17 protein-coding genes are annotated in these 20,028 nt (G+C 67.0%); 9 read left to right on the top strand and 8 right to left on the bottom strand.

Annotation, left to right across the window (positions count from 1 at the left end; translation table 11 throughout):
* The first annotated feature begins 6 nt into the window (after nt 1-6).
* The 4 genes from ACN5W5_RS12105 (at nt 7) to ACN5W5_RS12090 (ending at nt 5,977) form a co-directional block, all read left to right on the top strand.
* On the top strand, nt 7-2,529 hold the full coding sequence (locus tag ACN5W5_RS12105) for a DNA internalization-related competence protein ComEC/Rec2 (RefSeq protein WP_420048761.1): 2,523 nt from the start codon (nt 7-9) through the stop codon (nt 2,527-2,529).
* Between the two features lie 77 nt (nt 2,530-2,606).
* Nucleotides 2,607-4,046 (top strand): circularly permuted type 2 ATP-grasp protein, encoded by a 1,440-nt coding sequence (locus ACN5W5_RS12100; protein WP_420048760.1) that lies wholly within the window; start codon nt 2,607-2,609, stop codon nt 4,044-4,046.
* A gap of 2 nt (nt 4,047-4,048) precedes the next feature.
* A complete protein-coding gene (locus ACN5W5_RS12095; RefSeq protein WP_420048759.1) occupies nt 4,049-5,011 on the top strand; it encodes an alpha-E domain-containing protein in 963 nt (320 codons plus the stop codon).
* Between the two features lie 99 nt (nt 5,012-5,110).
* Entirely contained in the window at nt 5,111-5,977 is an 867-nt protein-coding gene (locus ACN5W5_RS12090) for a transglutaminase family protein (RefSeq protein WP_420048758.1), read from the top strand.
* Here the strand turns inward: ACN5W5_RS12090 and ACN5W5_RS12085 are convergent.
* From ACN5W5_RS12085 to ACN5W5_RS12065, 5 genes are all read right to left on the bottom strand, one after another.
* On the bottom strand, nt 5,968-6,561 hold the full coding sequence (locus tag ACN5W5_RS12085) for a DUF2062 domain-containing protein (protein WP_420048757.1): 594 nt from the start codon (nt 6,559-6,561) through the stop codon (nt 5,968-5,970). The genes ACN5W5_RS12090 and ACN5W5_RS12085 overlap by 10 nt on opposite strands.
* 100 nt (nt 6,562-6,661) lie before the next feature.
* The gene (gene mltB, locus ACN5W5_RS12080; protein WP_420049256.1) at nt 6,662-7,753 is read right to left on the bottom strand and encodes a lytic murein transglycosylase B; all 1,092 of its coding nucleotides are present in this window, start codon (nt 7,751-7,753) and stop codon (nt 6,662-6,664) included.
* A 20-nt stretch (nt 7,754-7,773) separates the two neighbouring features.
* On the bottom strand, nt 7,774-9,789 hold the full coding sequence (locus ACN5W5_RS12075) for a transglutaminaseTgpA domain-containing protein (RefSeq protein ID WP_420048756.1): 2,016 nt from the start codon (nt 9,787-9,789) through the stop codon (nt 7,774-7,776).
* Nucleotides 9,790-9,916: 127 nt separating this feature from the next.
* Nucleotides 9,917-11,032: a DUF58 domain-containing protein gene (locus ACN5W5_RS12070; protein WP_420049255.1), complete on the bottom strand. Its 1,116-nt coding sequence runs from the start codon at nt 11,030-11,032 to the stop codon at nt 9,917-9,919.
* A gap of 41 nt (nt 11,033-11,073) precedes the next feature.
* Nucleotides 11,074-11,994 (bottom strand): AAA family ATPase, encoded by a 921-nt coding sequence (locus tag ACN5W5_RS12065; protein ID WP_420048755.1) that lies wholly within the window; start codon nt 11,992-11,994, stop codon nt 11,074-11,076.
* A gap of 26 nt (nt 11,995-12,020) precedes the next feature.
* On the opposite strand from ACN5W5_RS12065, the gene ACN5W5_RS12060 reads away from it, so the two are divergent.
* The 3 genes from ACN5W5_RS12060 to ACN5W5_RS12050 all read left to right on the top strand — a co-directional run bounded on the left by ACN5W5_RS12060 (nt 12,021) and on the right by ACN5W5_RS12050 (nt 15,183).
* Entirely contained in the window at nt 12,021-12,974 is a 954-nt protein-coding gene (locus ACN5W5_RS12060; protein WP_420048754.1) for a histone deacetylase family protein, read from the top strand.
* A complete protein-coding gene (locus ACN5W5_RS12055; protein ID WP_420048753.1) occupies nt 12,967-13,752 on the top strand; it encodes an enoyl-CoA hydratase in 786 nt (261 codons plus the stop codon). The genes ACN5W5_RS12060 and ACN5W5_RS12055 overlap by 8 nt, the downstream gene beginning before the upstream one ends.
* 129 nt (nt 13,753-13,881) lie before the next feature.
* Nucleotides 13,882-15,183: a mechanosensitive ion channel family protein gene (locus ACN5W5_RS12050; RefSeq protein WP_420048752.1), complete on the top strand. Its 1,302-nt coding sequence runs from the start codon at nt 13,882-13,884 to the stop codon at nt 15,181-15,183.
* On the opposite strand, the gene ACN5W5_RS12045 is transcribed toward ACN5W5_RS12050, so the two are convergent.
* From ACN5W5_RS12045 to ACN5W5_RS12035, 3 genes are all read right to left on the bottom strand, one after another.
* Complete coding sequence (locus ACN5W5_RS12045; RefSeq protein WP_420048751.1) at nt 15,180-16,472, bottom strand: TRAP transporter large permease; 1,293 nt, start codon at nt 16,470-16,472, stop codon at nt 15,180-15,182. The two genes, ACN5W5_RS12050 and ACN5W5_RS12045, sit on opposite strands and share 4 nt — an antisense overlap.
* Entirely contained in the window at nt 16,469-16,978 is a 510-nt protein-coding gene (locus ACN5W5_RS12040; RefSeq protein WP_420048750.1) for a TRAP transporter small permease, read from the bottom strand. The genes ACN5W5_RS12045 and ACN5W5_RS12040 overlap by 4 nt, the downstream gene beginning before the upstream one ends.
* A 100-nt stretch (nt 16,979-17,078) precedes the next feature.
* Nucleotides 17,079-18,095, bottom strand: coding sequence for a TRAP transporter substrate-binding protein (locus ACN5W5_RS12035; protein ID WP_420048749.1), 1,017 nt, complete (start codon nt 18,093-18,095; stop codon nt 17,079-17,081).
* Nucleotides 18,096-18,460: 365 nt separating this feature from the next.
* On the opposite strand from ACN5W5_RS12035, the gene ACN5W5_RS12030 reads away from it, so the two are divergent.
* Nucleotides 18,461-19,210, top strand: coding sequence for an electron transfer flavoprotein subunit beta/FixA family protein (locus tag ACN5W5_RS12030; protein WP_420048748.1), 750 nt, complete (start codon nt 18,461-18,463; stop codon nt 19,208-19,210).
* A 12-nt stretch (nt 19,211-19,222) separates the two neighbouring features.
* A partial coding sequence (locus ACN5W5_RS12025) for an electron transfer flavoprotein subunit alpha/FixB family protein (protein ID WP_420048747.1) occupies nt 19,223-20,028 on the top strand: 806 nt, incomplete at its 3' end.

Genomic DNA, 20,028 nt, shown 5'->3' with positions numbered 1-20,028 from the left:
CGCAGCGTGCGGACCCAGAGAGCCGGCCTGAGCATGGCGGGTCTGGTGCTGGCCTGGCTGCCCGGGTGGGTGCTCGGGGTCGCCTGGCAGTTGCAGCAGGTCGCCCTCTGGCCCTGGCAAGGGTATGCGGCGCTGCTGCTGGCCAGCGGGCTGCTGATGGCCGGGCTGCTCTGGCGCGGCTCCAGGGGTGGGCACCGGGCTGCGTGGCTTCTGGTGCTGGCCATGGCCGCCGGTGCATGGGCGGGCGCGGGCCTGACCGGCGTGCGTGCGGCGCACTTGGCCTCGCAGGCGCTGGACCCGGCCCTGCAAGGCCTGGACATCGAGGTCACCGGGCGCATTCACTCGATGCCGCGGCGCCATGCCGATGGTGTGCGTTTCGAACTGGCGGTGGAGTCGGCCACCCGCCATGGCCGACCGGTGAGCCTGCCCCCGTTGCTGCAGCTGGCGTGGTACAGCCGGGGCGTCACAGACGATGGATCTGCCCGCGGCCCCGACTGGCGAGCGGGTGAGCACTGGCGCTTGACGGTGCGGCTGAGTGCGCCACACGGCAATGCCAACCCGCACGGCTTTGACCGCGAGCGCTGGCTCTGGGAAAACGGCATCGGCGCCACCGGCTACGTGCGCAACGGGCCACGCGATGCGATCCCGCAGCGGCTGGCGGGCCAGGGCTGGTACCCGCTGGAAGCCATGCGCCAGACGGTCGGCGAGCGCATTGCCGGCCGGGTGGATGATCCCCGCAGCGCTGGCGTGCTCGCCGCCCTGGTGGTGGGTGATCAGAGTGCCATTGAGCGCTCTGACTGGGACCTCTTCCGGACCACGGGCGTGGCCCACCTCATGAGCATCTCGGGTCTGCACGTGACCATGTTCGCCTGGCTCGCGATCTGGCTGGTGGGTGGCCTCTGGCGTCGTCTGGCGTTTGTCTGGCCGCAAGCCCTGCTGGCGGTGCCCGTGCCCTGGGCCGCCGGCTTGGGCGGTGTGGCGCTGGCGGCGGCGTACGCCCTGTTTTCGGGCTGGGGTGTGCCCTCGCAGCGCACCGTTCTGATGCTGGCCGTGGTGGTGGGCTTGCGCCTGCTGGCCCGCCAGTGGCCGTGGCCCGTGGTCTGGCTGTTGGTCATGGCCGCGGTGTTGCTGCTCGATCCCTGGGCGCTGCTGCAGCCCGGTTTCTGGCTCAGCTTCGTGGCCGTGGCGATCCTGTTTGCGACCGACCCGGGGCGGCGCATCCGCCACGAAAGCGCACCGTTTGACGGGCACGAGGTGCCCACACGCACCCGGCGGATCATGGCCGCGGCGCTGGGCATGTTGCGCGAACAATCGGTCGTGACGGTGGCCCTGGCGCCGCTCTCGCTGCTGCTGTTTGGCCAGTTTTCGCTCGTCGGCCTGGTGGCCAACCTGGTGGCGATCCCATGGGTCACGCTGGTGATCACGCCGCTGGCGATGCTGGGGGTGGCGGTGCCGGCCTTCTGGGATCTGGCCGCGCTGGCGGTGCAGGGGCTGGGCGGCTGGCTGGCCTGGCTCGCGCAATGGCCATCTGCCGCCGTGTTCCGGCCCATACCGCCCTTGCCGCTGGCGTTGGCCGGGGTGCTGGGCGGCGCCCTGCTGGTGATGCGCTGGCCCTGGGCCACCCGGCTGGCCGGACTGGTGCTGTTGTGGCCGGTGCTGAGCTGGCAACCGGCGCGTCCGGTAGCGGGTGAGTTCGATGTGATGGCGCTGGACGTGGGGCAGGGCAGCGCGGTGCTGGTGCGCACGGCAGGGCACAGCCTGCTGTACGACACCGGGCCCCGCTATTCGCCCACCAGCGACGCCGGGCAGCGCGTTGTGGTGCCGCTGCTGCGCGCGCTGGGTGAGCGGCCCGACGCGGTGGTGGTGAGCCACCGCGACAGTGACCATGCCGGCGGCTCCGCAGCGGTGCAGACCGAATGGCCCGAGGCCCGCTGGTTGTCGTCCTTCGATGCCGACCCGGCCCGGCGCTGCATCGCTGGACAGCGCTGGACCTGGGAGGGTGTGGACTTCGAGATCCTGCACCCGTCCCCCGAAGATTTCGGCCCCGACGGCGCCGGTCGCTTGCCGAGCAACGCCATGTCCTGCGTGCTGCGGGTCGGTCACGCGCGGCAGAGCGTCTGGCTGAGCGGCGATCTGGACGCCGATCGCGAAACCCGGCTGGCGTTGGCGCGACCGGACCTGAGGGCGACCCTGCTGCTGGCGCCGCACCACGGCAGCCTCACGTCCAGCAGCCCCGCGCTGCTCAACACGCTGGCGCCAGCGTGGGTGCTGGTGCAGGCGGGCTACCGCAACCGTTTCAACCATCCTGCGCCCACGGTGCTGGCGCGCTACCGCGAGCGGGGCATGCGCTGGGTTGCAACGCCTGACTGTGGTGCCGCCACGTGGCGCAGCGACGTGCCCGGAACCGTGGTTTGCCAGCGCGAAGCGGCGCGCCGGTACTGGCACCACGGCGGCGAGGCAAGCCAGCCGGCCGATCCGGTCCTGGCGCTGGTGCCCGAAGACGATCGCGGTTCGGCACCCGCGCATTGAAAGATGCACCTGTTTGGGGCCGAAAGTGGTGTCCCTGGCCCAGTCCTTGCTATGCTGTGATCAGGAGAAAAAAGCCCATGAGCCGACCCATGTTTGACGAAATGAACGCCACGCCCACCGAGGTGCGGGCCCACTATGAAAACTACGCTCGCTGGCTGGCGCAGCAACCCCCGGAGGTGATGGCTGCTCGACGGGAAGAAGCTGAGATGATCTTCCGCCGCGTCGGCATCACCTTTGCGGTGTACGGCGCAAAGGACGAAGACGGCTCGGGCACCGAGCGCCTGATTCCCTTCGACCTGATCCCGCGCATCATTCCCGCCCACGAGTGGCGCACCATGGAAGAAGGTCTGGTGCAACGCGTGAACGCGCTCAACCGCTTCATCCACGACGTCTACCACGACCAGGAAATCATCAAGGCGGGCATCGTGCCGGCCGACCAGATCTTCCAGAACGCGCAGTTCCGCCCCGAGATGATGGGCGTGGATGTGCCAGGCGGCGTGTACTCGCACATTTCGGGCGTGGATATCGTGCGTGCGCCCAACGCACAAGGTGAGGGCGAGTACTACGTGCTCGAAGACAACCTGCGCGTGCCCAGCGGCGTGAGCTACATGCTCGAAGACCGCAAGATGATGATGCGGCTCTTCCCCGACCTGTTCGGACAGAACCGTGTGGCGCCGGTCGCGCACTACCCCGACCTGCTGCTGGAAACACTGCGTGCGGTGAGCCCCGCCACCACCGCCGAGCCCACCGTGGTGGTGCTCACGCCCGGCATGTACAACAGCGCCTACTTCGAACACGCCTTCCTCGCCCAGCAGATGGGTGTGGAGCTGGTCGAAGGCCAGGACCTGTTCGTCAAGGACAACTTCGTCTACATGCGCACCACCAAGGGCCCCAAGCGCGTGGATGTGATCTATCGCCGCGTGGACGACGACTTCCTCGATCCGCTGGTGTTCCGCCCCACGTCCACGCTGGGCTGTGCCGGCCTGCTGGGCGTGTACCGCAGCGGCAACGTGACCATCTGCAACGCGGTGGGCACCGGCATCGCGGATGACAAGTCGATCTACCCCTACGTGCCCAAGATGATCGAGTTCTACCTGGGCCAGAAGCCGATCCTGAACAACGTGCCGACCTTCATGGGGCGCAATCCGGACGATCTGAAATACATGCTTGACAACATGGCCGAGCTGGTGGTCAAAGAGGTGCACGGTGCCGGCGGCTACGGCATGCTGGTCGGGCCGGCATCCACCAGGGCCGAGGTCGAAGAATTCCGCGCCGTGGTGAGGGCCAACCCCGAGGGCTACATCGCGCAACCCACGCTCAGCCTCTCGACCTGCCCGACCTATGTGGAGAGCGGCGTGGCGCCGCGCCACATCGACCTGCGTCCCTTCGTGCTGAGTGGCAAGGAGGTGCAGATGGTGCCAGGCGGCCTGACCCGCGTGGCGCTGAAAGAAGGCTCGCTCGTCGTCAACTCGTCACAGGGCGGCGGTACAAAAGACACTTGGATACTGGAAGACTGATCATGCTTTCACGCACCGCCGACCACCTTTTCTGGATGTCCCGCTACACCGAGCGCGCCGAAAACACCGCACGCATGCTCGACATCAACTACCAGACCTCGCTGCTGCCGCAGTCGGCTGCCGTGGCCCAGGTGGGCTGGGAAGGCCTGCTGGTCATCAGCGAGCTGCTGCCGAGCTACACCGCCAAATACGGCAAGGAAATCACGCCGCGCAACGTCATGGACTTCATGGTGCGCGACGAGTCCAACCCGTCGAGCATCTGCTCCTGCCTGCGTGCGGCCCGTGAAAACGCGCGGGCCGTGCGCGGCGCGCTGACCACCGAGCTCTGGGAAACGCAGAACGCCACCTGGCTCAAACTGGCGGGGTACCTCAAGACGAAGGACTTCGAACGCGATCCCGGCGCCTTCTTCGAATGGGTCAAGCACCGCTCACACCTCTCGCGCGGTGTGGCGGTGGGCACCATGCTGCAGGACGAGGCCTTCCACTTCTACCGCATGGGCTCGTTCCTGGAGCGTGCGGACAACACGGCGCGCCTGCTGGACGTGAAGTTCCACGCGGTGCAGAGTGATTTCTTTGGCGCCGCCAGCGAACAGGATCAGGAGTACGACTTCTACCACTGGAGCGCGATCCTGCGCTCGGTCTCGGGCTTCGAGGTCTACCGCAAGGTCTACCGCGACGTGATCACGCCCGAGCGCGTGGCCGAGCTGCTGATCCTGCGTCCCGACATGCCACGCAGCCTGGCCGCCAGCCTGAACGAGGTGGTGAGCAATCTCGCTGTGGTGGCCAACGACACCTCGGGCGAGACCCTGCGCCGTGCTGGCAAGCTCAAGGCCGACCTGCAATATGCCCGCATCGACGAGATCCTGTCCACCGGCCTGCACGCCTTCCTGACGCAGTTCCTCGACCGCGTGAACGAGCTCGGCGGCCGCATCAGCCAGGACTTCCTCGTGCCGACTGTGCATTGAACTGGCGCACTTGCCGACCGCCCCAGCGGTCGGCAGGTACCATGCGGTTCGCTGGGATGACCGGGGGCATTTCCCCGGACCGATCCCGGGAGCTTCCGCATGAAACTCGTCATTCACCACAACACCCACTTCACCTACAGCCAGCCGCTGCTCTATACGGTGCAGACCCTGCATTTGTGGCCGGTCAGCAGCGCCTGCCAGACGGTGGAGTTCTGGGACATCCGCACCCCGGGAACGCTGCACAGCCAGCCCGACGCCGAGGGCAACCGGGTGCACAGCTTCAGCCTCGTCGCCCGACCCGAGCAGGGGCTGCGGGACAACAGCATCGTGGCCTGGGGCACGGTGTCCACCCACGGCGTGGCCGAATTCACGGACACCGGGTTGTTGCCGCACCCGGCCTTTTACCTGCGCTCCACGGCGCTGGCCGAACCCCACCCGCGCCTGGCGGCCTGGGCGCGCTCGGTGGTGCCTTCGTTGACTGCGGCACTGGATGCCGGTCGGTTGCCCGCCGTGGCCGATCTGGTGGTGCTCGCGGGGGCGGTCGCCGACCGGGTGCGCTACCGCAAGGGATCGACCAACGTGGAGACCACAGCGCTGGAAGCCTTTGACTGGGAGCTCGGCGTGTGCCAGGACCAGGCGCATGTGATGGTGGCGGTGTGCCGCAGCATCGGCCTGCCGGCGCGTTACGTGAGCGGCTATTTTTACGCGGCCAATGAGCCCGATCTGGCCAGCCACGCTTGGGCCGACGTCTGCCTCGATCCCGCGACCCGCCGCTGGATCAGCCTGGACGTGACCCACCGCTGCCCCACCGATCAGCGCCACATCCGCCTGGCCGCCGCCACCGACTACACCGCCTGCCTGCCCGTCAAGGGCTTGCGCCGCGGCGGTGGCGAAGAAAGCATGGCGGTGGACATCCGCATCGGGCTCTGGACCGATGCGGACGAGCCGGGCCGCGCTCAGGGCTGATCGGCCGACGGTTTCAACCGGGTGACCCGGTCTTTCAGGCGGCGCGAACGGCTCCAGCGCACGCGCAGGGTCCAGATCGCGCTGATGATGAAATACACCGCCAGGCCGCTCAGGGTGGCCACGATGGCCAGGCCCACCACCAGCGGCTTGCCGACCGTCGCCAGCCGCCGCAGCGCACCGTCCAGACGGTCTTTCCATCCTTCGGCCTGCTGCGTTTTCACGGCGCGTTCCAGCAAGGCGCTGGCCTGCGCTTCGGTGAGTGGTGGTTCGCCGAGCACGGCCTTGCCCACGCGGTAGGCCCCGTAGTAGACCGGGCCGAACGTCACCGGGTTGGTCACCAGGGTACTGGCCACGGCCATCGGCAGGTTGGCCCGCAGGATGACGGCGGCGGCGGCCGACAGGGGCATCTGCGCCACCGGGACCAGCAGCCCGAAAAAGATGCCCAGCGCCAGCCCCATGGCAATGCCCTTGCGGCTGAAGTGCCACAGGCGGGGGTGGTGCAGGGTCGGCCCCAGCCAGCGCAACCAGCGGTTGTTGCGGACAGTGTCGGGGGAGGGCAGCCAGGCCTTGAGGTGCTTTTTCATTGAGACCGGTGAGGGCGTCAGGTGTTCTGGTGAGAGTCGGGCATGTCTGAAATGGTTTCACGCTTCGGTGATCCCTGCTCGGGCTGACCGGAGCTCCCTGTCAGCGCCAGGGCAAACCGGCCTGCACCGCTTCACCCAGTTCGATCACCGCCAGGGCGTAGTAGCTGCTCCAGTTGTAGCGGGTGACGGTGTAGAAGTTGTCGGTGCCCGCCACGTAGCTGGGCGGGCCACCGCCGTTCTGCAGCTCGACGAGCGCGAGTTTGCCGGTGTGTTCAAGCGCCGCACCTTTGAGCACGGCGCCCTTGGCGGTGAAGCTCTCCACGCTGAAGCTGGGCAGGATGTCGGGCGCGAGCAGCGTGTCCAGATCGGTGGCCTCGCCCGCAAGCGTGACGGGGTAGTGGGTGGGCATGCCGGGCAGCCAGCCGAAGGTCTTGAAGTAGTTGGCCACGGAGCCGATCACGTCGCTGGTGCTGTTGAACAGGTCGATCCGGTCGTCGCGGTCGTAGTCGATGGCGTATTTGACCCAGCTGCTGGGCATGAACTGGGGCCAGCCCATGGCCCCGGCGTAGCTGCCGCGGGCGCTCTGCGGGTCCATGCCGGTGCGGTGCGCCAGGCTGAGGTACTGTTCGAGCTCGGCGCGGAAAAATTCGGTGCGGGCCTGCGCGCGCGGGTGGCTGGCCGGGAAGTCGAACGCCAGCGTGGTGAGGCTGTCGATCACACGAAAAGTGCCCGTGTGGCGGCCGTAGAGTGTCTCCACACCGATCACGCCGACGATCAGGCTGGCGGGCACGCCGAACTCGGCTTCGGCCCGCTCCAGCGTCTCGCGGTTGGCCAGCCAGAACTGGCGGCCGGCCTCGACGCGGATCGGTTCGACAAATCGGGCACGGTAGGCCGACCAGTTCTTGGGCATTCCACTCGGGGCGGGGGCCATGAGGCGAACAGCCTGAGGCAGGTGCTGCGCCTGTCCGATCTGCTGCCGGACCCAGTCGGGGTCGAGGTTGCGCCGCTGCGCCAGATCGGTGGCAAAAGCCATCGCAGCTTCGTGGTTGGCGTAAAAAAAGACGGGTGCGGCCGCCAGGGCCAGCGACGCCGGTCGCCGTTTGGCGGCGCTGGAAGCCGACACGCCGAACGGCAACAGCAGCAGGCTCAGCGCGAGCCCGGCCAGGGCACCGTGGCCGCGTCCGCCGGACATCGAAAAAACAGACTTGAAGATCAACGGGAGCCTCTCCTGGGCCAGGCGAGCTGGCGGAATTCACGTTGCAGTGTAGCCAGCGTCCCGCCGGGCTGGCGGCTGTAGCGCTGGGCCTCCAGCCGCAACAGCCACAAGCGCAGGCTGTGGGCGAATACCGTGTCGCCAAAATGCCGCTTGACCTGCTGGGCGAGTTCGCGAGGGGGTGTGTGATCGCCGCTGTCCAGCCCCAGGCGGCGCAGGCGCTGGCGGCTGCGCCGCAGCAGGCGCAGCCAGGGGTCGTGTTGCTGACGCTCCCACAGTGTCCAGGCGGCGCCCGCCAGGCTGACCAGCACGACCACGCCGATCAGCACGTAGGCCAGGTCGGTCCAGCTGGGGCTGGAGAAGCCCAGGTTCTTCAGCAGGTCGAGCTGCTTGCCCTGGGTGTAGTTGAGCACCCACTGGTTCCAGCGGTTGTTCACCGCTTCCCAGACGGCGCGCACATGGGCGGCCAGGGTCGGGTTGAGGGAGAGCATGGCGTCGGTCAGTGCGCCTTCGGGTGCCTGCAGCCGTTGCAGCGAATCTGTGCGGCCGGGTGCCACGGCGGAAGTTGGGTCCACACGCACCCAGCCCTGGCCTTCCAGCCAGACCTCGGTCCAGGCGTGGGCATCTTGCTGGCGCACCGTCCAGTAGCCGTCCACGGCGTTGAGCTCGCCGCCCTGGTAGCCGGTGACGATGCGCGCTGGAATGTCGAGGGCGCGCATCAGTATGACGAAGCTGGACGCAATGTGCTCGCAGAAACCTTCGCGCTTGTCGAACCAGAATTCGTCGGCTGTGTGCTGGCCGTAGAGGCCGGGTTCGAGCGTGTAGGTGTAGCCGCCAGTGCGCAGGCGCTCCATGGCGGCGTTCACCAGTGCAGGCGCGGCCTGCGGGCCGGCTCCGAACTCGCGGCGCAGTTGCTGGGCCAGCACCAGCGTGCGCGGGTTGTAGCCGGGCGGCAGTTCGATGTGGTCCTGCAGCGCAATCACCGCGTTCAGGGGGCCGTGGCGAAAGCGCGGGTAACTCTCGGCCCGGTAGCGCACGAGTTCGGTCGTGGGCTGCTGGGTGAGCCAGCGCAGGTCGGATGTCATGAACGCCTCGCCACGCGGCAGGACTGGCGGGCGGGCCGCCGCCTCCAGCAGGAACAGCCAGGGGCGGTTGTGCGGTTCCATGGTGACTTCGTAGCGCACCGGCTCGCCTGCCACGGCAAGCCCGGCGTCCAGCGCCATGCTGGGAGGGAAGCCCGAGCGCAGCGGGCGCCACTCCACGCCGTTGAAATCGCTCAGGACCGGGCCGCGGAAATACAGGTCGCGCTGGGGCGGGGGCCGGCCGTCAAAGCGGATGCGAAAGGCAATGCCTTCGTCCAGCACCAGTTGGGCGATCTGTCCCACTTTCATGCTGCCCGAGAGGCCGCTGCGCCCGGTCATGGCATCGCCCGGCATGCCCCAGAGTGGTGCCATGCGGGGGAACAGCAGGAACAGCACCAGCATGATGGGTGCGCCCAGCGCCGCCATGCCCCCAGCGATGCGGGCGGCCTGAGCCAGGGGTGGCCGCCCCACGGGCATGTGGGCATTGACCAGCGCGGTCAGCAGACCCAGCAGCGCGATCAGGATGCCGGCGGCGGTGAGCAGCGACTGCGAATAGAAGAAGTGGGTGAGCAGCGTGAAGAAGGCGAGGAAGAACACCACGAAGGCGTCGCGCCGCGCGCGCAGTTCCAGGGTCTTGAGCGCCAGCAGCACCACGATGAGCGTCACACCCGCATCGCGCCCCAGAAGGGTGCGGTGTGTCGTCCAGGTCGCGCCCAAAGTCAGCGCGAGCAGGCCCACGCGCCAGATCCAGCCCGGCAGGGGCAGGCCACGCAGGGTCAAAGTGGTGCGCCAGGCCAGCACGGCGGCCGCGAGCGCGCTGCACCACCAGGGAATGTTGCCGACCTGCATGGCCACCACCCAGGCGATGACGGCGAGCAGGAACAGCGTGTCGCGTGTGTCCCTGGGCAGTGATTGGAAAGACGTCAAAGCCATGGCAGAGGCTCCCAGTGGAGCGCGGAGGAGCCTTCTTTGGCAGCCGTGGAACGGGCTTTGCCGGGCCACAGGCTGTGTCCACCTCCCGAAGGAGAGGAAGAAGATGCGAAACGGCGCAGGGGGTGTTTCATGCCAGTGCCAAGGCCTCCAGGCAGCGTGCCCGATGGGTCGGCCCCTGGTCGGGTGGGAGTTCGCGTCCGGGCAGGCGCAGGCCGTAGTCAAGCCCTTGCCGGTCGGCCATCAGCACCCAGGTCGCCAGTCTCGACAGACGCGCCTCCAGGTCGGCGGCACCCGTGTGCGCGAAATCCAGCCAGAGCTGTTGGCGCTGGGTGGACAGGGCGTCGCGGCTGACCAGATCGTCGCGGCCGGCGGCGAAGGCCTGGGCGGCTTTTTTCCAGACCACGGTTTTCTGCGGGTCACCGCGGCGGTAGGCGCGCACGCCGTCGAACTCGCCGGTGCTCTGCACGCGTGCACTGCCCGAGCTGCCGGCCTGGGGTTCACCGGGCGGCAGCGGTGGCGGATGGGTCTCAGTGGCCGGGTACACCAGCACCTGCGCGGCAGGGCGCCAGACGGTCCAGACGCGGAAGGTGCCGAGCGGGAACAGGGTGAGCGCTGTGAGCGGGGGCAGCTCGTGCTGGCCTCGGCGGGGTGCTTTCCAAGCCACCTGCAGCACCGCGCTGCCCCGGGCGGGCACGTCGGTCCAGGCCAGGTGGGCGTCGCCCGGTCGGCTGTCGGCGATCACGCCCAGGCCGATGCCGTAGCGCGGACGCGATCGTTCGCTGGCGAGCCGGATGTCCAGCGCCACCGCCTGGCCGGCGTGCACCGGTGCGGGCGCGGCCAGGTGCAGCGTGAGCCCGCGCAGGTTGCTGTGGCACACGTGCATGCCCACGACCGCGCTGCCGGCCAGCAAAAAAGTGAGCAGGTAGCCCAGATTGAGCTGGTAGTTGATGCAGCCGACCAGCAGCAGCAGCAGGGTGAGCCCCAGCATCCAGCCCGCGCGCGTGGGCAGGATGTAGACGTTGCGTTGCGTCAGGGTGAGCGTGTCGGTGCGCGGCGCCCGGCTGTGGAACCAGCGCTGGAGGCGACCGCGCAGGGCTCGCAGCGGGTGGCGCCATGCACTTTCGACAGGTCGCAGAACGGCTGCGTTCGGGCCAGGTCGACCGGCCGTCGGGGGTTGCGTGTCCGGCGCGAACGGCCCCAACCCCGGATGCGGTGGAACCGGCTTGGCCGGGCCACTTCGCATCGCCCCCTGGAGGGGGTCGCGCGCAGCGCGGCGGGGGTGGTTCATGGAAGCGGCGTCGCTTCCACCATCGCGCGGACTTGTTCGACGGCGCCGCGCCCGGCGTCGCTCACCGGGATCAAGCGGTGCGCCACGGTCTGCGGCAGGATGGCGGCGATGTCGTCGGGCGCCACGTAGTCGCGGCCATTGAGATACGCCTGGGCCTTGGCTGAGCGCACCACGGCCAGGGCCGCGCGCGGCGACAGCCCTTGCGCAAACCAGCGGCCCGAGCGGGTCGCGGCCACCAGGTCCTGCAGGTATTCCAGCACCGGTTCGGCGGTGTGCACGTCGGCCACGCTCTGCTGCAGGCGCGCCAGATCGGCCGGGGTCAGCACCGGCTGCAGGTGTTCCAGCATGTGGCGCCGGTCCTGGCCGCGCAGCAGTTCGCGTTCGGCGGCGCGGTCCGGATAGCCGAGCGAGAGGCGCATGTGGAAGCGGTCGAGCTGCGATTCGGGCAGGGCGTAGGTGCCGAGCTGGTCGTGCGGGTTCTGGGTGGCGATCACGAAAAAGGGCTGGGGCAGGGCGCGTGTGGCGCCTTCCACCGTGACCTGCTTTTCTTCCATGGCTTCGAGCAGGGCGCTCTGCGTCTTGGGGCTGGCGCGGTTGATCTCGTCGGCCAGCAGCACCTGGGCAAACACCGGGCCCGGGTGGAAGACAAAACCCTCTCGGCCGCGTTCGTAGATGGACACGCCCACCAGGTCGCTCGGCATCAGGTCGGCGGTGAACTGCACGCGTGAAAACTGCAGCCCGAAGGAGCGCGAAAGCGCGTGCGCCAGTGTGGTCTTGCCCACGCCGGGAACGTCTTCGATCAGCAGGTGTCCACCCGCCAGCAGACAGGCGACGCAGTCCGCCACCTGGGGGCTTTTGCCCACGATCACCGTGTTAAGCTGATTCAGTAATTGATGGATTTTTTCGTCGGCATGCATGCCATGAACCTTAGCGTAAAAATGTGATGAGCCAGGCAACAGGTTATTTCACCCACAAGGATTGCTGGAGACACGAAATGGGCGCGGGGCACCCCGAATGCCCGGCGCGGCTCGATGCGATCGAGGACCGTCTGCTGATCACCGGGCTCGACACCGCGCTGGAGCGGCGCGAGGCCACGGCGGCTTCGCTGGCCGACATGGAGCTGGCCCATGGCCGCATGCACCTGGCGTCGTTGCGCGGCCTGTCCGACGGCTTGCGCGACGAGATCGCGGCCGGCGGCCCGACCCACGCGCAGGTGGACCCGGACACGTCCATCAATATCCATTCCTGGGATGCGATCCTGGTGGCAGCGGGCGCCGCCATCGATGCCACCGACGCCGTGATGGCCGGTGAACTGGCCAACGCCTTCTGCGCCGTGCGCCCGCCGGGCCACCACGCCACCCGCAACCAGGCCATGGGCTTCTGCTTCGTGAACAACGTGGCGGTGGCCGCGAAATACGCGCTGGAGCGCCACGGTCTCAAGCGCGTGGCCATCATCGATTTCGACGTGCACCACGGCAACGGCACCGAAGACATTGTGGCCGGTGATGAACGCATCCTCATGTGCAGCTTCTACCAGCACCCGTTCTACCCGCCCTGGGAACATTCGACGGCGGCGAACCTGGTGAACCTGCCCGTGCCGGCCTACACCAAGGGCATGGACGTGCGCGAGCTGATCGACATGATGTGGCTGCCCCGGCTGGACGCCCACAAGCCGCAGATGGTCTTCATCAGCGCCGGCTTCGACGCCCACCGCGAAGACGAGATGGGCCAGCTCGGCCTGGTGGAAAACGACTATGCGTGGATCACGCAGCGCATCAAGGAAGTGGCGCAGCGCCACGCCAAAGGCCGCATCGTGAGCTGCCTCGAAGGCGGCTACGACCTGAGCGCGCTCGCACGCAGCGTGGAAGCGCATCTGAGGGTACTGGCCGATGTCTGAAACCCCGAACACCGATCTGCTGCTGAGCCACCGCGATGCGCGTGGCGTGCACACGCTCACGCTGAACGCACCACGCAGTTTCAACGTGCTGAGCGAAGCCATGATGAGCGCGCTGCAGGCCGCGCTGGACGCGGTGGCGGCCGACCCCCAAGCGCGCGCCGTGGTGATCGCGGCCAACGGCCGAGCGTTCTGCGCCGGGCACGACCTGAAGGAAATGAAGGCCCGGCCCGAGCTGGCTTATTACCAGGCGCTGTTCGCCACCTGTTCGAAGCTGATGATGAGCATCCGCAAGCTGGAGGTGCCGGTGATCGCGCGGGTGCAGGGCCTGGCCACGGCGGCGGGCTGCCAGATGGTGGCGCAGTGCGACCTGGCGGTGGCCGTGCAGGCCGCCACGTTCGGCGTCAATGGCATCGACGTCGGCCTGTTCTGCGCCACGCCCAGCGTGGCGCTCTCGCGCAACATGCTGCCCAAGCAGGCGATGGAGATGTTGCTCACCGGCGATTTCATTTCGGCCGACGAGGCCAGGGCGCGGGGCCTGGTGAACCGGGTGGTGGCGGCGGAGGCGCTGGACGCCGAAGTGGCCGCGCTGGTGGACCGCATCGTGGCCAAGCCGCGCGAGGCCATCGCCATGGGCAAGGCGCTGTTCTACCGCCAGCTCGAAACCGGCATGGAATCGGCCTACCAGCTCGCGGGCCAGACCATGGCCTGCAACATGGCGCACGACGTGGCCCAGGAGGGCGTGCAGGCTTTCATCGAGAAGCGCGCGCCGAACTGGTAGCCCCGGTTGCTTGCTCGCAGCGCCTGGCCGCATTCCACCCGTGGGCAACGCCTGGGGCCCGGCCTGAGCCTGTCGACGGGCGGTTCCGCGGCATTCTGGAAAAAAAGACATTTCTCTCTTTGATACCGCATGACTTCCACCGTCTCCCTTACCACCACCCCGCCGCCCATCGACGACCTGCAGGCCTGGCTGGCCGGCTTCACCCAGACCACGGTGTGGTTTGAGTTCGCTGCACTGGCGTTCTGTGTGTTGTTGGCCTGGGGGCTGGCGGCGGGTTTGCGTCGGGCCCTGGGTATGCGCGACGAAAAATCGTCGGTGCTGTTTGGCCGCAAGCTGTTCGACGGTGTGATGTTCCCGCTGCTGCTGCTCGTGCTGGGGTACATCGCGCGCTCGCTGTTGTTGACCGTGGTGCCGCTGGCGGTGTTCAAGGTGGCGATCCCGGTGCTGGTCTCGCTGGTGGTCATCCGCGTGGGCGTCAAGGTGTTGCAGGTGGCGTTTGGCAGCACGCCCTGGGTGCGCTTGCTGGAGCGCACCATTTCCTGGGTGGCCTGGCTGGCCATGGTGCTCTGGGTCAGCGGACTGCTGCCCCTGGTGCTGAGCGAACTCGATGCCATCCACTGGAAGATGGGCGCATCCACGCTGAGCCTGCGCACGCTGATCGAAGGGGCGCTCACCGCGGGCGCGGTGCTGATCGTCACGCTCTGGATTTCGGCCGCCATCGAGGCGCGCCTGCTCAAGTCGGCCGTGGGCGGCCAGCTCTCCTTGCGCAAGGCCGTCAGCAACGCCACGCGCGCCGTGCTGATGTTCCTGGGCCTGATCTTTGCACTCTCGGCCGTGGGCATTGACCTCACGGCGCTCTCGGTGCTGGGCGGCGCGATCGGTGTGGGCATTGGCCTGGGTCTGCAGAAGCTCGCATCCAACTACGTGAGCGGCTTCGTGATCCTGGCCGAGCAGAGCATGCGCATCGGTGACAACGTGAAGGTGGACAACTTCGAGGGCCGCATCAGCGACATCAAGGCGCGCTACACCGTGATCCGCTCGGCCACGGGGCGTGAGTCCATCGTGCCCAACGAGATCCTGATCACCAACCGGGTGGAAAACCTTTCGCTGGCCGATGCCCGGGTCTGGCAGTCCACCACCGTGTCGGTGGCCTATGACAGCGACGTGGAACTGGTGCGGCGCCTCCTGGCCGCGGCGGCGGTGGCGCAGCCGCGGGTGCTCCAGGACCCGGCACCCAGTGCCGCACTCTCCGCCTTTGGCGCCGACGGCCTGGAGTTCACGCTGGGTTACTGGATCACCGACCCCGAAAACGGGCAACTCAACCTGCGCTCGGATGTCAACCTGGCGATCCTGCGTTCACTGCGCGAGCACGGCATCGAGATTCCGTACCCGCAACGCATCGTGCACCTGAAGCGCAGTCCTGAAGCCTAGCCCATGAAGCCCGGCAGCCACAGGGCGATGGCCGGGAAGGCGATCAGGATGCCCAGCCGGACAATGTCGGCCGCCACAAACGGCCAGACGCCGCGGTACATGGTGCCCAGGCTGACGTTGGGCAGCAGCGAGCTGATGACGAAAAGGTTGAGGCCCACCGGTGGCGAGATCATGCCGATCTCGACGATGGTCACGATCAGGATGCCGAACCAGATCGGGTCGAAGCCCAGACCGGTGATCACCGGGAAAAACACAGGAATCGTCAGCAGCACGATGGCCAGCTCTTCCATGACCATGCCCAGCATCAGGTAGATGCCCATCATCATCACCACCACCATGATAGGGTGAGGACTGAACTGCAGCACGAAGTCGCGCAGGTCCCCGGGCATGGAGGTGAAGTTGATGAAGTTGGTGAAGATCATCGCGCCGATCAGGATCATGAACAGCATGGCGGTGGTGCGGGTGCTTTCCACCAGGATGTCCAGCAGCACACGCGGGCGCAGCGTGCCGCGCAGCAGCGCGAACAGGAAAGCACCCGCCGCACCCACGCCGGCCCCCTCGGTCGCTGTGAACACACCACCGTAGATGCCCCCGATGACCAGGGCAAACAGGATGGCCACGCCCCAGATACCGCGGATGGCAGCGAAGCGTTGTGCCCAGGAGAAGCGCTCGGCCGGTGGCCCGGCGGCGGGATCGCGCCAGGTCACGAACACCACGCCCAGGCACAGACAGGTCACGGCCACGATGCCCGGCAGGATGCCGGCGATGAACAGCTTGCCGATGTCGGTCTCGGTGATGATCCCGTAGATCACGAGGATGGTGGACGGCGGGATGAGTATGCCCAGCGTGCCGCCAGAGGCGATGGCGCCGGTGGCCAGCGTGTCCTTGTAGCCGTGGGCCTTCATCTCGGGGTAGGCCACGCGCGTCATGGTGGCGGCGGTCGCGATGGACGAGCCGCAGATGGAACCGAAACCGCCCGACGCGATGATGCTGGCCATGGCGAGGCCGCCGCGCTTGTGGCCCACAAAGGCGTTGGCGGCGGTGAACAATTCCTTGGCCATGCCGGCGCGGGCGACGAAGTTGCCCATCAGCACAAACAGCGGGATCACCGACAGCACGTAGTGGAAACCGGTCTCGAAAATCACCTGGCTGGTGCTGGCGTAGGCCGGCTGCCAGCCGCGCATCAGACCCAGGCCCACCATGCCGGCGATGGACATGGCCACGGCCAGCGGCACACGCAGGAATGCGAGACCAAACACACCCAGAAAACCCAGCAACGCTTCGATCATGTGGATGCTCCCTGGGCTTCGACCGGCACGTGACCGGTGCGGGGTGCCCGCACGAACACGAGCAGCAGGTGGGCCAGTCCGGTGAGCACGAGCAGGCCCGCCATCAGCCAGGCCACCGGGGCGATGGACAGCGCGAGGTGCACCGTGGTGTCGCCGTATTCGGCGAAGCGCTCGGCGCGCATCGCCATGAGCCGGCCCAGAAACGCAAACGTGCCGGCGCAGACCAGGTGGATCACGCGGGCCTGGATGCTTTTCAGCCAGTCGGGAATCAGCGCGTCCAGCGTGTCAAAGACCACGTGTTCGCCACGCCACGACACGAGCGGCAGCGCCGCGAAGATCACCACCACCATCAGCATCTCGGTGAGCTCCAGCCCACCGGGCACCGAGTTGTCAAAAAACTTGCGGCCGACCACATCGATCACGGTCAGCCACATGAGGGAAAAAAGCGCCATGGCGGCCATGATGCCGGTGGACCAGTACAGCACCCGGTCGAGTGTTTTGTGCATGTTGTGCTTCCTGCATGTGAAATGGGCCGGTGGGCAGCAGAGTCGCTGTTCCATCGGCCCACGGGGGCTGACCGGCCGCTTTCGGCCGGTTGACCAGGGTTTACTTCACCTTGGCGATTTCAGCACGGAATTCGGCCAGCACGGCCTTCGGGTCCTTCAAACCCTTGACCTGGGCGCTCGCGGCCCACTTGGTTTCCAGGTAGTCCTGCTTGTCCATCACGGCCTTGACGAAGGCCTTGTCGGCCATGATGCGGCTCACGCCCTGGGCTTTCTGGGCGCCCTCGCGGCTGGCGGCGTCCACCTTGTCCCAGCCTTCGCCGAACATGCGCGCGGCCACTTCGCCGGAGAGCTTGTCGACCACGGCCTTGTCCTGCGCCGACAGTGCCTTGTATTTGCCCTCGTTCATCATGAACACGAAACTGGTGTTGTAGAGGCCGCCGGGGAAGGTGGTGGCGTGCTTGATCATGCTGAGCTTGAACGAGGCCACCGACTCATCGGGAAAGAAAGTGCCGTCCATCACGCCGGTGGACAGCAGTTCGAACGACTCGGGCGCCGCCTTGAGCGTGGTGTTCCAGCCCATGGCCTTGGAGAGTTCGTTGATGTTGCCACCACCGATGCGGAACTTCAGCGAGGCAGCGTCGGCAGCATTGGTGACGGGCTTCTTGCTGTTGAAGATGATGCCGGGGCCATGGGTGAACACGGCCAGGGCCTTCACGCCGCGGTGCTCGCCCAGCGGAGCGAAGTACTTGTTGTAAATGCGCTGGTAGGCCACCGAAGTGGCGACGGCGTTGTCGCCCAGGAAGGGGAACTCGGCCACCTGGGTGTTGATGAAGCGGCCCGGGGTGTAGCCGTCAACCGTGTAGGAGATGTCGGCCAGACCGTCGCGCACGGCATCAAAAGTGCCGGGCGCAGCCACCACGCCTTTGGGCAGGATGTTGCACTTCATGCGGCCGGTGCTTTCTTTTTCCAGCATGTCGCACCAGTTTTTCTGCACGGTGGACAGTGTGTGGGTGGGCGGCAGCCAGCTGGACACGGTGAACACCGTCTGGGCGGAGACCAGGCCGCTGGACAGCACCGTGGTGGACAGGGCGGCGGCAAAAACGTGGCGAAGTTTCATGAAGCGTTTCCTTGGGCGGTGAATGGATATGGTTTCTAAATATAAGCAAATCAGTCAGAATTCACTATAGGCGAATACACGGCTTTCTCGTCTCCAGACTTACCCGAATTAGCCGACCATTCGGTTGGTTAATCGCCGGGGCGACGCTGTTCCACGGCGTCTGAGGGATATGGGGTTGCAGCTGTGAGGGTCTCGCCTATAATCACGAAAAAGCACGGTCGTTCGTTTTTTTGTAATCGCGGCATGATTTCCTGCCTCTGGATGGTCCGCCCATGAGGGCGGGCATACAATCCACTGATTGACGTATACGTCAACTCGAATCTCGTTTTCCCTTTCGTTCTCACAACCATCAGGAGCAACCGAATATGAAGGTCATCGTCCCCGTCAAACGCGTGGTGGACTACAACGTCAAGGTGCGCGTCAAGGCCGACCAGTCCGGCATGGACCTGGCCAACGTCAAGATGAGCATGAACCCGTTTGACGAGATCGCGGTCGAAGAAGCCGTGCGCCTGAAAGAAAAGGGCGTCGTCACCGAGGTCATCGCTGTTTCCTGTGGCGTCACGCAGTGCCAGGAAACCCTGCGCACCGCCATGGCCATCGGCGCCGACCGCGCGATCCTGGTGGAAACCGCCGAAGAACTGCAACCGCTGGCCGTGGCCAAGCTGCTCAAGGCGCTGATGGACAAGGAACAGCCCGGCCTCGTGATCCTGGGCAAGCAGGCCATCGACGACGACTGCAATCAGACCGGCCAGATGCTCGCCGCCCTGGCCGATCTGCCGCAGGGCACCTTCGCCAGCAAGGTCGAAGTGGTCGACGGCAAGGTCAACGTGACCCGTGAAGTGGATGGCGGCCTGGAAACCCTGAGCCTCAGCCTGCCGGCCATCGTCACCACCGACCTGCGCCTGAACGAGCCGCGCTACGTGACCTTGCCCAACATCATGAAGGCCAAGAAGAAGCAGATGGACATCGTCAAGCCCGAAGACCTCGGCGTGGACGTGAGCCCTCGCCTCAAGACCCTGAAGGTCAGCGAGCCGCCCAAGCGCGGTGCCGGCATCAAGGTGGCCGATGTGGCCGCCCTGGTGGACAAGCTCAAGAACGAAGCCAAAGTGATCTGAGGAAGAAACAACATGACCGCACTCGTCATTGCCGAACACGACAACGCCAGCATCAAGGGCGCCACGCTCAACACCGTCACCGCCGCCGCCCAGTGCGGGGGTGATGTGCACGTGCTCATCGCCGGCCACAACGCCGGCCCCGCAGCAGCCGCCGCTGCCCAGATCGCGGGCGTCGCCAAAGTCATCCACGCCGACGCCGAGTACCTCGCGCACGGCCTGTCCGAAAACATGGCCGCCCAGGTGCTGGCCATTGCATCGGCCTACAGCCATATCCTGTTCCCTGCCACCGCCAGCGGCAAGAACATCGCCCCGCGCGTGGCCGCCAAGCTCGACGTGGGCCAGATCAGCGACATCACCAAGGTGATCGCCGCCGACACCTTCGAGCGTCCGATCTACGCCGGCAACGCCATCGCCACCGTGCAGAGCGCCGACGCCACCAAGGTCATCACCGTGCGCACCACGGGCTTTGATCCCGCCGCCGCCGCCGGTGGATCGGCCGCCGTGGAAACCCAGGCAGCGCAGGCCGACAGCGGCAAGAGCACCTTCATGGGCAGCGAGATCGCCAAGAGCGACCGCCCCGAACTGACCGCCGCCAAGATCATCGTCTCGGGTGGCCGCGCGCTGGGCAGCGCCGAGAAGTTCAACGAGGTCATGACCCCGCTGGCCGACAAGCTCGGCGCCGCGCTGGGCGCGAGCCGCGCCGCGGTGGACGCGGGCTACGCCCCGAACGACTGGCAGGTGGGCCAGACCGGCAAGATCGTCGCGCCGCAGCTCTACGTGGCCTGCGGCATCTCGGGCGCGATCCAGCACCTGGCCGG

Origin of the sequence: Hydrogenophaga sp. ZJX-1 (assembly GCF_048590325.1) — a bacterium.
Classification (GTDB): Bacteria; Pseudomonadota; Gammaproteobacteria; order Burkholderiales; family Burkholderiaceae_C; genus Hydrogenophaga.
This window is presented reverse-complemented; position numbering and strand designations above follow the sequence as displayed.

Coding starts and splice junctions, on each gene's coding strand:
- ACN5W5_RS12040 (WP_420048750.1), bottom strand. CDS start 16,978: ATGCACAAAACACTCGACCGGGTGCTGTACTGGTCCACCGGCATCATG.
- ACN5W5_RS12035 (WP_420048749.1), bottom strand. CDS start 18,095: ATGAAACTTCGCCACGTTTTTGCCGCCGCCCTGTCCACCACGGTGCTG.
- ACN5W5_RS12060 (WP_420048754.1), top strand. CDS start 12,021: ATGAGCCAGGCAACAGGTTATTTCACCCACAAGGATTGCTGGAGACAC.
- ACN5W5_RS12065 (WP_420048755.1), bottom strand. CDS start 11,994: ATGCATGCCGACGAAAAAATCCATCAATTACTGAATCAGCTTAACACG.
- ACN5W5_RS12055 (WP_420048753.1), top strand. CDS start 12,967: ATGTCTGAAACCCCGAACACCGATCTGCTGCTGAGCCACCGCGATGCG.
- ACN5W5_RS12050 (WP_420048752.1), top strand. CDS start 13,882: ATGACTTCCACCGTCTCCCTTACCACCACCCCGCCGCCCATCGACGAC.
- ACN5W5_RS12085 (WP_420048757.1), bottom strand. CDS start 6,561: ATGAAAAAGCACCTCAAGGCCTGGCTGCCCTCCCCCGACACTGTCCGC.
- ACN5W5_RS12045 (WP_420048751.1), bottom strand. CDS start 16,472: ATGATCGAAGCGTTGCTGGGTTTTCTGGGTGTGTTTGGTCTCGCATTC.
- ACN5W5_RS12090 (WP_420048758.1), top strand. CDS start 5,111: ATGAAACTCGTCATTCACCACAACACCCACTTCACCTACAGCCAGCCG.
- ACN5W5_RS12095 (WP_420048759.1), top strand. CDS start 4,049: ATGCTTTCACGCACCGCCGACCACCTTTTCTGGATGTCCCGCTACACC.
- ACN5W5_RS12075 (WP_420048756.1), bottom strand. CDS start 9,789: ATGGCTTTGACGTCTTTCCAATCACTGCCCAGGGACACACGCGACACG.
- ACN5W5_RS12030 (WP_420048748.1), top strand. CDS start 18,461: ATGAAGGTCATCGTCCCCGTCAAACGCGTGGTGGACTACAACGTCAAG.
- mltB (WP_420049256.1), bottom strand. CDS start 7,753: ATGTCCGGCGGACGCGGCCACGGTGCCCTGGCCGGGCTCGCGCTGAGC.
- ACN5W5_RS12070 (WP_420049255.1), bottom strand. CDS start 11,032: ATGCGAAGTGGCCCGGCCAAGCCGGTTCCACCGCATCCGGGGTTGGGG.
- ACN5W5_RS12100 (WP_420048760.1), top strand. CDS start 2,607: ATGAGCCGACCCATGTTTGACGAAATGAACGCCACGCCCACCGAGGTG.